Origin of the sequence: Faecalibacterium butyricigenerans, assembly GCF_020687345.1 — a bacterium.
GTDB lineage: Bacteria > Bacillota > Clostridia > Oscillospirales > Ruminococcaceae > Faecalibacterium > Faecalibacterium butyricigenerans.
This window is the reverse complement of record NZ_JAJEQL010000006.1, coordinates 1-13998: the sequence shown is the minus strand read 5'-3', so window position 1 is coordinate 13998 and position 13998 is coordinate 1. Positions and strand designations below refer to the sequence as shown.

Sequence of the window (13998 nt, the reverse complement as noted above, 5' to 3'; positions counted from 1 at the left end):
CAGATGATCCTTGCGAACCGGAACGGCCTGAAGAACACCCGGAATATGCTGCGGGTGTTCGGCGGGCTGAACGAGACGTACAGCTGCACCGAGGCGGAGTACAGCGCGGGCATCAACTTTTCGGCCCGGAACTTCCCGGCCCTGAGCACCCGTCTGCCCCGCCGGAAGCTGCGGGAGACGGCAGAGCTGAACGGGATGTATCACCTGAACGGCCTGCTGATGGTCTGCGGCACCAGACTCGTCTACACCCCGGACGACCCCGACGAGCTGGAAGTGACCCTGGAGAACGCGGTGGAGGACGGAAAAAAGACGCTGGTGGGCATCGGGACAAAAATTCTGATCTTCCCGGACAAGCTGGCCTTCGACACCGTCAGCCGGGAGGTGAGCGCACTGGGGGCGGTGTGGTCGGGGGCGAACGCCAGCATGGAGTTTGCCCCCTGCGACGCCGAGGGCAGGGTCTACGAGGTGAGCGGCAGCGGCCCTTCGGAGCCGGAAAATCCGAAGGATGGGCAGCTCTTCCTCCGGGTGGAGGACCCGGAGAAGCCATGGAGCAGCGAGAGCACGCTGGAGGTGTACAGCGAGGCGTCGGGCAACTGGTCGGCGGTGGTGCTGGATTGCTGCCGCATTTCAGCCAAGGGCGTCGGCGCAAATTTCCGGGCCGAGGACACCGTAGCCCTCAGCGGCTCGGGCGCAGAGCAGGCCGGGCAGTGGAGCGGGCTGGACGGTGACCGCATCGTCCGCGACGCCAGCGAGGACGCCCTGCGGGTCAGGGCCGACCCCGGCGGCGAGTGGTTCTATGGCCGTCTGACCCGCACCGGCGCAGCGGTGCGGTGGGTAAGTCTGGACGGCAGCGTCAGACGGGAGTTTGTCTCGGCGGAGACGGTGAGGCTGGAGCGCCGGGTGCCGGACATGGACTATCTGACCGAGTGCGACAACCGGATATGGGGCTGTTCCAGCAAGGAGAACGTCATCTACGCCTGCAAGCTGGGCGACCCGTCCAACTGGTTCTCTTACCGGGGCATCGCCGCCGACAGCTATGCTGTGACCGTGGGCAGCGACGGGGCGTTCACCGGCGCGGCCACCTGCATGGGATATGCACTTTTCTTCAAGGAGAATACCCTCCACAAGCTCTATGGCTCCAAGCCCTCGGATTTCCAGCTGAGCAGTCTGCGCTGCCGGGGCGTGGCAAAGGGCGCGGCACGGAGCCTCTGCGTCATCAACGAGACGCTCTACTATCTCTCGCCCGACGGCGTGATGGCGTGGGATGGAAGCATCCCCACCAAGGTCTCGACGGCCCTCGACCCGGCCCGGCTGCGGAACGTGAAGTCAGCTCTGGGCGGTGCGCTGGACGGGCGGTATTACCTGCATCTCGTGCGGGGCAGCGGCGAAGCCCAGACCGTCCGGCTGCTGGTCTACGACACCGAGCGGGGCTTGTGGCAGGAGGAGGACGTCTGCTCCTACGAGATGACCGGCAGCGGCGGACAGCTCTACCTCTGGGATGGCAAGGCGGTCTGGGCGGCGGATGCGGAGCGGGAAGAGAACTGGCAGCGGGCCGATGGCCTCGAAGAGGGGGTGCGGTTCGAGCTGGTCAGCGGGGACATCGGGCTGGACCGCCCGGAAGAACAGTATCTTTCCCGGCTGACCCTCCGGCTCGAGGCCGAGGCGAAGAGCCGCTTCGAGCTGGCGGTGAGCTATGACGGCGGGGCGTGGGAGACACTGGCCCAGAGGACGGCCGACGGGCGGCGCTGCTTCGACATCCCCTTCGTTCCCCGGCGGTGCGGGAGCCTGCGGCTGCGGCTGAAGGGCCGGGGGCAGATCACCCTGCGCAGCCTGACCCGGACGAGCGCCGCCGCGAGAGGCGGCATTCTGGCACAGGAGGTGAACTGATATGGCAAGTGTCACAGGGCTTTCGAAGATCGGCCTGCCCCATCTGAGCGAGAACATGGACGCAGAGGATGCCCGTGCCATCCGCAACTACTTATACCAGATGCAGGAGCAGCTGCAATATGTGCTCTGCAATCTGGACGTGGAAAATATGTCGGAATCGCTGCGCACCCGGCTGAACAGCATCCAGTGAGAAAGGAGAAGCTATGAGTACCGAGAAGAAGAAAGAACAGCAGCTTTTGGAGGAGCTGAGCGCCCAGCCTGCGGCCCGGTCTTCCTACAGTACGGCAGGCCTGAGCAGCCGCAGGGAGGTGGAGAATGCGCTGGCAAAGGCGGAGTACAGCCCCAGCCAGAGTGTGACCGACGCGGCGGCCGACCTGAAGAACTGGCAGCAGAACCGTCCGGGCCAGTACGAGAGCGCCTATCAGGGCCGGATCGAAGACCTCATCGGTCAGCTGCTGGGGCGGGACAGCTTCCAGTACAGCTATGCACAGGACCCGCTCTACCGCCAGTATGCCCGGCAGTACACCCAGAACGCCCGCAATGCCAGCGCAGATGCCGCCGCACAGGCAGCGGCCCTGACCGGCGGCTACGGTTCGAGCTATGCGGTCAGCGCGGCGCAGCAGGCGTATCAGCAGCAGATGGGTGCCCTGAACGACGCTTTGCCCTCCCTCTACCGGCTGGCGCTGGACACCTACAACAGCGAGGGCGACGATGTCGTGACCCGCATCGACCAGCTCAATGCGCAGGAACAGAACGCACAGGCGCGGTATAATGCGGAGCTGTCGGACTACTATAGTCAGCTCGACCGGAAGGGCAGCGCCTACAACGCCGCCTATGAGCAGGACTATGGCCGCTATCAGGACTATCTGGGTCGGCTGGACACCCTCTACGGCTATTACTCCGCGCAGGAACAGCAGGCGCGTGCCAAACGTCAGCAGGCATTCAGCAATGTGCTGAGTGTCCTGGGCGTCATCGGCGACGCGGTGCAGCTGGCCATCACCGGCACCACCGGCATCGGCTCGCTGATGGGTAGTCTGGCGAATACCGGCTACAATATGTATGCCAAGGATCGCGCCTATGAGGCCGAGCGTGCTGATGCTGCGTGGAGCCAGCAGATGCAGGAGAACCAGCGGCAGGACAGTCTGGCCCAGCAGAAGTACAAGAACGAGCTGGCCGAGCGGCAGTATCAGGACACCCTGCGTCAGCAGGAGTTCAACAACAATGTCACCAGCGAGAAGCTGAACATTGCCAAGGGCGAGTGGGCGCTCAAGCAGTCCAAGGCGGCCCAGAGCGCCCAGCAGGCCGCGGCAAATGCCGGGGCAAAGAGTGCGGGTGTCTCGGGCGGGGAGCCGGTGCTGACTTTGGGCGGCACGGTCGTGCCCTACAGCGCCGCACGCCTCTACCGTCAGGGCAGGAGCGATACAGCCATCCGGAGCGAGCTGCTGAAGGAGGGCTACTCCAACGAAGAGATCCAGAATATCCTGAAGCAGCTGGGAAGCTGAGAAAACGGAAAAAGGCCGCAGCACGGAACACGGAAGGGTGTTCTGGGCTGCGGCCTTGGTCTGGTTTGAGATGTTTTGGAGCTGTTTATAAAGTGGAGGAGGGAAGCGGCCTACGAGTTGCGGCACCCGGCATCCGCTGCACGGGACGCCCCACGGAGTTACCACGGTAGACATTCCTACAGGTTGGTTCGAGTTCCACTGGACGCCCCACGGAGCTGCCACAGTAGACATTCCTACAGATTGGAACCCGCGGGCTAAGCGACAGCCCACTGGGCTGATCGCTTACCTCGCCTGCGGCGAGGCCGCCCTGTTCTCGTCCCACTGGACGCCCCACGACAGAAAAAGACCCGCAAGCATATGCTCGCGGGTCTTTTTAGTGGGGTGCCCAGTGGGACTCGAACCCACGGTCTCCAGATCCACAATCTGGCGCGTTAACCGACTACGCTATGGGCACCACATCAATGCGCCCGAAGGGACTCGAACCCCCGGCCCACTGCTTAGAAGGCAGTTGCTCTATCCACCTGAGCTACGGGCGCACGTTGTTATCCCATTGGGTTCTGATATGGTTCGCAGCTGTGAGTCGAAGCACGCTGCGAGAAGTATAATACCATAGCCCCGGGGTTCTGTCAAGGGAAAATCAAAACTTTTTTGCACTTTCTGCAAAAACTGCCTCACAGCAGCCACATCCCTGCGAAGCCAAAGACCAGCCCGAAGGCTGCACCGGCCAGCACATCCCGGATGAAATGCACCCCGGACAGCACCCGCAGCAGACAGATGAGGGCGGCGATGGTCAGCATCCCGACGCCGACGGCGGGGTAGAAGTAGAGCCACACCATCCCAAGGACGGCGGCGCTCAGAGCGTGGCGGGAGGGGCAGGAATTGCCGCGGGTGCTTTTCGGGACGAGGGGGACAAAGCCCGGCTGCTCATAAGGGCGGGGAAAGTTGAGTCTGGCCCGCAGGAGGGTGCCCATCCAGAACGCCAGCCCCGGCACAAGGATGGCCCGGGCGATGACCTGCATAAAATCAAGAGCGCCGCCGCCCCGCCCGACACGAAGCATCGCAAACCACCGGAGGTTGAGCAGCAGAAGGAGCGCCGGATAACAGACGAAGGGCACGAGGGGGAGCCAGCGGTTGAGCAGGATGATGCCCTCCCGGAGGGCAGGATGCCCCTCGAGCCAGTCGGTCAGCTTCTTGTATCGTTCCGGTGTCATGGTGCTTCCTCCCTGAGAAGATCAGTCAAAGCAGGTGTTGAGGTAGTTTTCCACATCAAAAGGCTCAGGCGTGGAGTCCTTGCGCAGGTAGAGGGGGTGATGGGGGTGGCCCTTCTTGCTGCGGGGGCCGAAGGTCACCCACGGAATGTCGCGCTCCCGCGTCAGGGCCACCATCTCCCGCATCAGGCCGGGCAGATAGGCCCGCTTTTCGATGAGGGTGCCCCATGCAGCCCACATGGTGGGCTCGGTCTGGGCCAGCACGGCCCGCAGCCAGCGGAGGTTCTCGTCGCAGAGGGCGCGGTCGGGGGTCTTGTCCATATCGTTGGGGTTCGTGGCCCGCTGGGGGTAGACGTTGAACATGATCCAGCTGTCGAAGCCGTTGGCACTGGCCAGACGCTCCACGCTCTTCAGGGTGGGGTCCAGCGCGCCGGGCTGGGCGGTGCTGGGGTTGATGCCGATGCAGACCAGCGGGCGGCGGCCCACCCGGCCCAGCACATAGCGGTAAGGCTGGTAGGTGTGCGGCTCGTAGTACCAGATGCCGCCGGGGTATTCGCCGGCTTCCAGCCGGGGGAGAGCGTCACAAAGCATAGATTACCTCGCAAAAAATGGATGTTTCCCTTATCGTACCTTAAAATTTGCGGGAAAGCAACACCTTGCGGCGAGAAAGTCTCCCATATTTTTGATTTTCATGCTATACTAATCCTGTGAAGCTATCCCTCTTCATTTGCTGAAAAAGCAGAAGGAGTTTTATCTATGATGGAAGATTACCGCAGCGCCCTGCGTGCAGGCCAGCGTGCCTACCGGGCCAGTGTGGCCCGGGGCCAGTCGCCCTATCTTGCGGTGCTGGACGAGATCATTGCCGACGCAGACATCGTGGCGCAGGAGCCTCTGGGGCTGGTGGACATCCCGGCCGAGAGCATCGTGGGCACCAAGACCGCCGGACGCCACACCGCCTTTGCCTCCAACTTTATGCCCCTCCTCGAGGACGACACCGAGTTTGCCGTCAAGTGGTCGAACCTCTGTGAAGCCCATCTGGAAGAGGGCATCCATACCCCCATCATTGCCTTCGAGTACATGAACCGGTTCTATGTACAGGAGGGCAACAAGCGGGTCTCTGTCCTCAAGTATTATGAGGCCGTCAAGATCCCCGGCACCGTCACCCGGCTCATCCCGGCCAGAAACGACACGCTGGAAAACAAGCTCTACTATGAGTTCCTCGATTTCTATAAGCTCTCCCGCATCAACAACGTCAGCTTCTCCCGGCTGGGCGGCTATGCGAAATTGCAGACGCTGGCCTGCAAGGCCACGGGTGAGGCGTGGACGGAGGACGACCGGCTGAATTTCTCGGCCCTCTACACCATGTTCAGCCAGCAGTTCTATGCGCTGGGCGGCGGCTCGCTGGGGCTGACGCCGGGAGATGCTCTGCTGGTGTATCTGTCGGTGTACCGCTATGCCGACGCCTGCCAGTCCACCCCCACGAAGGTGCGGGAGAATCTGGCCCGGCTCTGGGACGAGGTGAAGATCCTTGCCGAACCCCACGCCGTGGAGCTGCTGCTGGAGCCGAAGCGCAGCGCAGAGCCGCTGCTGAGCAAGCTGAACATCTTCAGCTCCCGGCCCAGCGAACTGCGGGTGGTCTTCCTCCACGAGCACAATGCCCAGACCAGCGCGTGGGTGCGTGGACAGGACAAGGGCCGTGCTGCGCTGGTGAAGGCGTTCCCTGACAAGCTCTTCGTCAGCTGCCGGGAGAACATCAACCCCGAGGTGGATGCCGAGCAGGTGCTGGAAGAGGTGGCCCACGACCATGCGGACATCGTCTTTACCACCAGCGCCCGGATGCACACCGCCTGTCTGAAGGTGGCGGCCCAGCACCCCAAGACCCGCTTCCTCAACTGCTCCCTCAACGCGCCCCATCCGCTGGTGCGCACCTACTACCCCCGCACCTACGAGGTGACGTATCTGCTGGGGATGCTGGCGGGCATCGTTTCCCGCAGCGACCGGGTGGGCTATGTGGCCGCGAACCCGGTGTACGGCGTACCGGCGGCCATCAACGCCTTTGCACAGGGCGTGCGGGCTGTCCGGCCCGAGAGCCGGGTGGTGCTGCGGTGGGCCTGCCTGTCGGATGAGAGCCATCCGCAGGACTTCTCCGACCGGAAGGACATCGAGGTCTTCTACAGTCAGGACTTCCGGGAGCCGGAAGGGACCTACCGGGATTACGGACTCTGCCGCCGCCTGCCCGACGGCGTATTGCAGCCGCTGGGCCTGCCGGAGTGGCGGTGGGATGTCTTCTTCACCGAGATCGTCCGGTCGGTGTTTGCCGGGACGTGGGACAGTGCCCCCGGCGGCAGGGCCATCAACTACTGGTGGGGCCTCAAGAGCGGGGCCGAGCGGGTGGAGTACCCCATCCGGCTGGGCAGCGGCACGGTGCAGCTGCTCAGGATGGCCGAGCGTCAGCTCTGCGAGGGAGAGCTTCAGGTCTTCCCCACCGAGAGCTACAGCCAGAGCCATGTCCTCCACCATGCGGCTTCCGGCATCTATACGCCCAAGGAGCTGATGGAGATGGACTGGCTGGACGAGTGCGTGGAGGGCGAGCTGCCCAGCTACGATGCACTGGACGCCAAGACCCGGGGACTTCTGGACATCAACGGTCTGGACATCGTGAAAGGGACGCCGCAGTAACAGGCGATGCCTCAAGGATAGAAAAGAATGGAGCAAAGCAGCGTGAAAATACTTGCGATCTCGGATGTCCCGTCCGAACTGCTCTGGGACGAGAGCGTCCGCAGGCGGCTGGAGGGCATCGACCTCATCCTCTCCTGCGGCGACCTGCCGAAAAAATATCTGGAATATCTTACAAACTTTACCGCCGCCCCCATCCTGTACGTCCACGGCAACCACGACGGCAGCTACAAAGGGGCAGAACCCGGGGGCTGCATCTGTGTGGACGATGCAGTCTATGTCTGGAAGGGACTGCGCATCATGGGGCTGGGCGGATGCAGCCGATACAACAAGGAAGACACCTTCCAGTACACAGAGGGCGAGATGCGGCGGCGTGCCCGGCGGCTCTGGCTGGCGGCCCGGCGGGCCGGGGGAGTTGACATCCTGCTGACCCACGCCCCCGCCAGCGGACTCAACGACGGCACCGACCGGGCGCACAAGGGCTTTCAGGTGTTCAACGACCTGATGGACCTGTATCAGCCCAAGTGGTTCATCCATGGGCATATGCACCTGAATTATGGGGCGAATCTGCCCCGGGTCTGCACCCGGGGCGGCACCACCGTCATCAACGCCACCGAGCGGTATGAGTTTGAGATCCCCGACCCGGTGCAGATACCGAAGCGGAAGCTCTTCGGGAGAGAGTGAGGAGACAAAACAATGGAGACAGAACGCGCATTGCAGCAGCTGGAATTGCTGCAGAAAAAATTGTACGCCTATCACTGTGCAGACAGCTCCCTCTATCTGGATGCTGTGACCACCGCGCCCAGCGGCACCGCCGAGGGACGGGGCGTGGCCATGAGCATTCTGGCCGGTGAGAGCCAGAAGCTGATGACCTGCCCAGAGACGAAGGCACTGCTGGACGAGCTGAACGCCCGCGCCGACGAGCTTGACCTTGTCCACCGCCGGGAGGTGGAAGAGCTTCGCCGCAGCTGTGAGCAGCTGACCCGCATCCCGGCCGAGGAATATATGGCCTATAAGGAGCTGTGCAACCGGGCGGACGATGTCTGGCACAAGGCCAAGGCGCAGGACGATTTTGCCCTGTTCTGCCCGGTCTTACAGGAGCTGGTGGACTACAACCGCCGCTTCGCCGGGTATTATGACGCCTCGAAGGCTCCCTATGACGCCCTGCTGAACGAGTACGAGCGCGGCGTGGATATGGAGAAGCTGGACCGCTTTTTTGAGACGCTGCGGGAAGGGCTTGTGCCGCTCATCCGGAAGATCGGCGAAAAGCCGCAGATCGACGACAGTTTCTTGTATCAGGAGTACCCGGTGGCACAGCAGAAAGCCTTTGCCGACTATCTGATGGAGGTGATGGGACTCGACCGCCGTCACTGTGGTCTGGGCGAGACCGAGCACCCCTTCACGCTGGAATTCAATAATAAGGACGTCCGCATCACCACCAACTACGACGAGCACAACGTGGCGTCCTCCATGTACTCCGTCCTCCATGAGGGCGGCCACGCCCTGTATGAGCTGGGCATCCGGGACGATCTGCAATATACCTGCCTCGCGGGCGGCGTCTCCATGGGCGTCCACGAGAGCCAGTCCCGGTTCTACGAGAACCTCATCGGCCGGTCGCGGCCCTTTGTGGAGGCGGTCTATCCCAAGATGCAGGCGTTCTTCCCCCGGCAGCTGGGCGGCGTCAGCGCGGAGCAGTTCTACCGCGCGGTCAACAAAGCCCAGCCCAGTCTTATCCGCATCGAGGCCGACGAGCTGACCTACTGCCTCCACGTCATGGTGCGGTATGAGATCGAAAAGCAGCTCATCGGCGGCACGCTGGAAGCCAAGGATGTGCCTGCCGTCTGGGCAAAGCTCTACAAGGAGTATCTGGGCGTTGAGGTGCCCAATGACCGGGATGGCTGCTTACAGGACAGCCACTGGTCGGGCGGCTCCTTCGGCTATTTCCCGTCCTATGCGCTGGGCAGTGCCTACGGTGCCCAGATGCTGCGACGGATGGAGCAGGATGTGGATGTCTGGGGGGCGGCTGCGCGGGGCGACCTTGCGCCCATCACCGGCTGGCTGCGGGAAAAAGTCCACCAGTACGGCGGGCTGATGGAGCCTGCCGATGTGGTGAAGAACGCCTGCGGAGACTTCAGCCCCGAGGATTATATCCAGTATCTCACCCGGAAGTACACTGAGCTGTACGGCTTATAAAAACAGGAAAAGGCGTCTGCACAAACGGATGTGCAGACGCCTTTTTTGCAGTGGAAAGCATCACAGCTCCAGCTTGCCGGAGACCTTGTTGATGACATAGTAGGCAGCGCCCTCTTCGGGCTTGACGTAGACCTTGCAGGACTGGACGCCCACCTTGTGGGTGGTGCGGTAGTCGGCCTTGGCGCGCTCGACGACATCGGTGATGTTGTACTGACTGGTGCCGAACTCGACGTAGACCTCCGGGGTGAGCGGGGGACGGCCGCGGCGCTGTGCGGTATCGGAAGCCTTGCGCTTCTTCGGCTCTGCCGCAGGAGTTTCGGGAGCAGCGGCCGCTGCGGGGACAGCAGACTTTTTCTCAGACATAGCGTATACCTTCTTTCCTGTATTCCTCTGCAAATGGAAAACGCGGATGATTTCCGGGCCGGAAGCTGTAGCTCGGTCTGCCCGGCCATTTTCTGAATGTGCCAACGATTCAGGGCACTATACTTATATAATAGTTATTTCTTTGACGTTTGTAAAGTGTTTTTTGGAAAAATCATCCGCTTTGCCCGGTCAAATAGGGGCCAAATTCCGACAAAACGAGGAAGATACAGAGGGAAAAAAGAAACTGGCGGGATTTGTGCGAGTCTCGAAGGACTATCCGGAAGAACAGCGGCGGGAAAAGCAGAAATTTGCCGAGTTGCAAGCTGCATCTTGATTTTAGGCGAAGAATCCGCTATAATATCTATGTTATCCATACAACAGAATGCGCCGGTGTGTCGGAATGGCAGACGAGGGGGACTCAAAATCCGCTTCGTGATTTTTCGTGTCTGTGCAGGAAATCCACGAGTATTCGTTGAATTTTGAAAGTTTGTCGAAGCAGGATTTCTTACATCCCTCCTGAACATCCCTCCAATCTTCGGAAACCGGTACTAATGTCCCAAAATTGAATATAAGCCGATGTGGCGGAATGGCAGACGCAAACGACTCAAAATCCGCTTCGTGATTTTCTGTGTCTGTGCGAGAAATTCACGAGTGTCCGTTGAATTTTGAAGGTTTGTCGAAGCAGGATTTCTTACATCCCTCCTGAACATCCCTCCAATCCTCAGAAACCGGTACTAATGTCCCAAAATTGAATATAAGCCGATGTGGCGGAATGGCAGACGCAAACGACTCAAAATCGTTCGGGAAACCATGTGGGTTCGAGTCCCACCATCGGCACTTCATCATAAAACGGCTTAGGATCGAAAGATTTTAGGCTGTTTTTCTTTTTTGCCCATTTTTTATACTTTGGCGTTTTCTGGGAAGATATTGACGATTGCATTCGCCGAAGATACCTTACTGGAGAAATCCAGATGTGTATAAATGTTGCTTGTCGTGCTGATGTCGCTGTGCCCCAGCCACTCCTGAATCTCCTTCAGGCTCACGCCATTGGCATAGAGCAGACTGGCGCAGCTATGGCGCAGATCGTGAAAGCGGATACGCTTCATCTGGTGTGCGACCAGAAAATCCGGGAAATGTTGGCTCAGGAAATCGGGCCGAATCCGTTTTCCCATCGGGTCTACATAGATATAGTCAAGATAATCGGTGCAATAGCTTTTGCCGCAGACCTTCCGATTCTGCTCCTGCTCCTTTTTCATTTTATTGAGCATCTGCTCACAGGCAGGGATTAGGGGAAGTGTCCGGCAGCTCGACTTTGTTTTTGTCTTATCTCGTGCGATTTCTGTTAGCGTTCCGTTGACCTTTGCGGTCACAACCGTATGCTGAATGCTGATTTTCTTGTTTTCAAAGTCAATGGCATCCCATTTCAAGCCAACAACTTCACTGCGCCGCAGGCCGTAGAATGCAGCCATGATAACGCCAAACTCCGAAGGGTCACCTTGAATCGCTTTGAAAAGCTGCTCCAGTTCTTCACCGCTGTAAATCTCCGACTTGAACTTTTCCTTACGAGGACGTTCAACGCGATCTGCCGGGTTGGAACGGATCATGCCGATTTGAAAAGCGTACTGCAAGCATTTGCGGATGTTGGCGTGATAGTGAATGACGGTGTTTGCCGTAAGGCCACGATCCAACTCATGCTGGTAGAAGTCTTGGATGTATTTGGGATGCTGTTCCATATCCTGCAATGTATAGTGGAGCGGTTCAAAATATGGGACGATCTTGTGAACGATTGCTCTTTCATAGCTGGTATAGGTTGTGATTTCCACTCGTGACTTCATCATTTTCAACCAGTCCGTGATGAAGTCGGTGAAAAGTACCGGGGAGTTATCAAGGCAGGGGTCAACTTCTTTGATGGGGCTGACCTTCAGCCAATTATTGTCAACGGCATATTGTAGGGCATCGGTCAACTCCTTGTGCCAATCCAGAAGCTGCTGTACACTGGCCTCCTCCTGCTGACGCTCATAGCGGAAGAACGTTTCCAGATCGCGCGGAGAGAGTGCTTTCAAAGACAGCCGCTTCTTTTCAAAGTATGGGACAACTACTCTTCCCAGATCATAAGCATATCTGCCATAGGTTTCGGGCGGAAGGTTCATCACGCTTTCCCGAAGCCAGCGGTTCAGATATTCCGATACCGGCAGGTCGGAAACCTGCTGCATCGTTTCAGGGTTAAACTCTTTTTGTGTTTTACGCAACAGAGATTCAGCTCTTTTTTTGTTTCCTTTAACAGGAAGTCCTGTGCTGATGGATTTGGTTCTGCGCTTTCCATCTGTGTCTTTCCAGCTCAGAATCATCTGATACATACCGTTTTGTTCTCTTAAATGTCCGGCCACATTTGTCATAGTTATGCTCCTTTCTGTTCGCAGCCAAACGTCCTTTGCTTAGGCATCATAAGTTTAGAAGATTCTGGAGTGTTTTGCAAGGATGGCACAAGGGAGTTTGAAAGGTGCATCCCTCCAAGTTGCCGATCCTGATCGAGCAGGTACTCTACCACGCAGAGTTTTGGTATCTTATAGCTGCGTCCTACACGCGCCGAGTGGATCTTATTCTGCTTGACCAACAGATACGCATTCTTCCGGCAGATGCCAAGCATTTCCTGAAGATGCTCCACCGTCACCACATCCGGGTAGTCCTTGAACATCGTCAGATACCTCTCCGTCTTTCGGTCAGGCTCTTCCTGAATCAAAGTGCAGGCTGCGATCTCGCTCATTCCTGTCCTCTCTTTCTAGTTCAATATGTCGATTATTCAGCAAAAAATACTATATGTAAAGTGTGATGGTCTTTTTCGGGGACCATCTCACTTGCCAAAGGAGATATTTGAGCTTAGAACTTCATCGGCAGTGCGTCTTTCCTGCACTTGCCGTTGTAGGTGGTGTAGATGGGGTAAACGTACCGCCGCCAGCCCGGAAGCTTGGCGGGGTTATCCCGGCTGACACGGTAGAGCTCCATGGGATGGACGCCGCTCAGCGCACGGACAAGCCGCTCCTCGCTGTACTGCCCATGATACAGCTGCACAAAGTACATCACGCCCCGCAGGACAGCCGCCCGGAAGGAATCCGGTTTGCCCTCCCACGCTTCCACGATGTGCCGCAGAGCTTCGCAGTAGATCTCTTCGCCCAGCTGGTCGTACAGCTTCAGCGCCGTGCCCACGCAGCCGATGCGGTAGTCGCTCAGCTGCATACTGTCGTAGTTGAGGGAAAGCCCCGCCCGGTTAGTGGCTGCGACAAACGCCTTGGAAGGCGCATCGCCGCCCACCACCTTGGCGCGCAGCTTGATGCCCGCCGACAGGGGTGCGGCGTGACCGTTCTGCTCGGCAAAGAGCAGGGCTTCCTGCTCCATCGTCAGACCGGTGTAGACCTTGCAGAGGATCGGGCGGTCCTCGCCGCCGTTGAGGAGGATGCAGCCCTCGATGGTGTGCTGCCCATCCATTACATAGTACCTGCCGTTGCGGAAGCTGACCTTCGGCTCGTTAACGATGTACTCGTTGAAGTCCCTTGCAATCAGCTCCACCCTCTTGCGCTCTACGCCCCGCTGGTAGATCTCGCGGGGATAGATCAGCTTGCTGCTGTGGATGACCGAAAGCTGGTACGGCGGGTTGATACCAATGAAAGTATTGTTGTCGTTCAGGCGCATCGCATTTCCTCCTTGATTCTCCAAATGTACTTCTCGGCTTCCTCTAAGATCTCAGTCACCTGCTGCTTCCGCTTCGGGCTGGTGAGCAGGCTGGGATTGAAGGTGAAGCTATATTCGAGCCGCTGGATCATGGCATGAACCGCGGATTGCAGTTCGGTGTACAGCATCATTTCCTCGATGCTTCCGGCGTTCTCAAAGGACGACCGGATGGGCGTATAGGGGTAGACAGGCGGTTTGCCATCCACCACCTCAGGCGGCGCATAAACCGCCGTAGAGCGCCGGATAGGCTCTATCTGCTGGATGCTGCCCATAGGGTTCAGCGCAAGGCTGATGCGAACCGCATCATCCACCCGGCGCATCTCCTCTGGGGTCAGATGCCCCAGATACTTCAGTGCCCGGCTTTTGTCGATGGTGAAGATCTGCTCTGCCTGCACAACGGACGGCATATTCAACCCTGCGTTTTCCAACAGGCAGTGGGTCGG

Annotated in this window: 14 protein-coding genes and 3 tRNA genes; 8 read left to right on the top strand and 9 right to left on the bottom strand. The window is 59.2% G+C overall.

The features are described from left to right. The first annotated feature begins 3 nt into the window (after window positions 1-3). From LKD23_RS03785 to LKD23_RS03775, 3 genes are read left to right on the top strand one after another with little or no spacing between them, the layout of a single operon-like run. Window positions 4-1887, top strand: coding sequence for a hypothetical protein (locus LKD23_RS03785; protein WP_227620428.1), 1884 nt, complete (start codon window positions 4-6; stop codon window positions 1885-1887). 1 nt (window position 1888) lies between these two features. Then, a complete protein-coding gene (locus LKD23_RS03780; protein WP_227620426.1) occupies window positions 1889-2077 on the top strand; it encodes a hypothetical protein in 189 nt (62 codons plus the stop codon). A gap of 13 nt (window positions 2078-2090) precedes the next feature. Continuing rightward, window positions 2091-3389 carry a cell envelope biogenesis protein TolA gene (locus tag LKD23_RS03775; RefSeq protein WP_227620424.1) on the top strand — a complete coding sequence of 433 codons (1299 nt, stop codon included), beginning with the start codon at window positions 2091-2093 and terminating at the stop codon, window positions 3387-3389. Between the two features lie 377 nt (window positions 3390-3766). On the opposite strand, the gene LKD23_RS03770 is transcribed toward LKD23_RS03775, so the two are convergent. The 4 genes from LKD23_RS03770 to LKD23_RS03755 all read right to left on the bottom strand — a co-directional run bounded on the left by LKD23_RS03770 (window position 3767) and on the right by LKD23_RS03755 (window position 5188). After that, a tRNA-His gene (locus LKD23_RS03770) sits at window positions 3767-3843 on the bottom strand. Window positions 3844-3851: 8 nt separating this feature from the next. After that, window positions 3852-3925 (bottom strand) — tRNA-Arg (locus LKD23_RS03765). A 135-nt stretch (window positions 3926-4060) separates the two neighbouring features. Beyond that, complete coding sequence (locus LKD23_RS03760; protein ID WP_227620422.1) at window positions 4061-4600, bottom strand: phosphatase PAP2 family protein; 540 nt, start codon at window positions 4598-4600, stop codon at window positions 4061-4063. Between the two features lie 21 nt (window positions 4601-4621). Beyond that, window positions 4622-5188: a DUF1643 domain-containing protein gene (locus LKD23_RS03755; RefSeq protein ID WP_227620420.1), complete on the bottom strand. Its 567-nt coding sequence runs from the start codon at window positions 5186-5188 to the stop codon at window positions 4622-4624. 165 nt (window positions 5189-5353) lie between these two features. Between LKD23_RS03755 and LKD23_RS03750 the strand changes: the two genes are divergently transcribed. From LKD23_RS03750 to LKD23_RS03740, 3 genes are read left to right on the top strand one after another with little or no spacing between them, the layout of a single operon-like run. Then, window positions 5354-7276: a BMP family ABC transporter substrate-binding protein gene (locus LKD23_RS03750; RefSeq protein WP_227620418.1), complete on the top strand. Its 1923-nt coding sequence runs from the start codon at window positions 5354-5356 to the stop codon at window positions 7274-7276. A gap of 42 nt (window positions 7277-7318) precedes the next feature. Beyond that, window positions 7319-7957 (top strand): metallophosphoesterase family protein, encoded by a 639-nt coding sequence (locus LKD23_RS03745; protein WP_227620416.1) that lies wholly within the window; start codon window positions 7319-7321, stop codon window positions 7955-7957. A 12-nt stretch (window positions 7958-7969) separates the two neighbouring features. Beyond that, window positions 7970-9466: a carboxypeptidase M32 gene (locus tag LKD23_RS03740; protein ID WP_227620414.1), complete on the top strand. Its 1497-nt coding sequence runs from the start codon at window positions 7970-7972 to the stop codon at window positions 9464-9466. 60 nt (window positions 9467-9526) lie between these two features. Here the strand turns inward: LKD23_RS03740 and LKD23_RS03735 are convergent, their stop codons facing one another. Further along, the gene (locus tag LKD23_RS03735; RefSeq protein ID WP_255668086.1) at window positions 9527-9862 is read right to left on the bottom strand and encodes a DUF6465 family protein; all 336 of its coding nucleotides are present in this window, start codon (window positions 9860-9862) and stop codon (window positions 9527-9529) included. 13 nt (window positions 9863-9875) lie between these two features. Between LKD23_RS03735 and LKD23_RS03730 the strand changes: the two genes are divergently transcribed. Both LKD23_RS03730 and LKD23_RS03725 read left to right on the top strand, forming a co-directional pair. Then, window positions 9876-10163, top strand: a complete 288-nt coding sequence (locus LKD23_RS03730) for a hypothetical protein (RefSeq protein WP_227620412.1) — start codon at window positions 9876-9878, stop codon at window positions 10161-10163. A gap of 424 nt (window positions 10164-10587) precedes the next feature. Further along, window positions 10588-10666 (top strand) — tRNA-Leu (locus tag LKD23_RS03725). A 62-nt stretch (window positions 10667-10728) separates the two neighbouring features. Here the strand turns inward: LKD23_RS03725 and LKD23_RS03720 are convergent. The 4 genes from LKD23_RS03720 to LKD23_RS03705 form a co-directional block, all read right to left on the bottom strand. Continuing rightward, window positions 10729-12225: a tyrosine-type recombinase/integrase gene (locus LKD23_RS03720; protein WP_097775163.1), complete on the bottom strand. Its 1497-nt coding sequence runs from the start codon at window positions 12223-12225 to the stop codon at window positions 10729-10731. 2 nt (window positions 12226-12227) lie between these two features. Continuing rightward, window positions 12228-12593 (bottom strand): helix-turn-helix domain-containing protein, encoded by a 366-nt coding sequence (locus tag LKD23_RS03715; protein ID WP_113993110.1) that lies wholly within the window; start codon window positions 12591-12593, stop codon window positions 12228-12230. 113 nt (window positions 12594-12706) lie between these two features. Further along, window positions 12707-13516 carry a DUF6551 family protein gene (locus LKD23_RS03710; protein ID WP_097775162.1) on the bottom strand — a complete coding sequence of 270 codons (810 nt, stop codon included), beginning with the start codon at window positions 13514-13516 and terminating at the stop codon, window positions 12707-12709. Then, a partial coding sequence (locus LKD23_RS03705) for a type II toxin-antitoxin system PemK/MazF family toxin (RefSeq protein WP_227620410.1) occupies window positions 13507-13998 on the bottom strand: 492 nt, incomplete at its 5' end. The genes LKD23_RS03705 and LKD23_RS03710, both read right to left, overlap by 10 nt.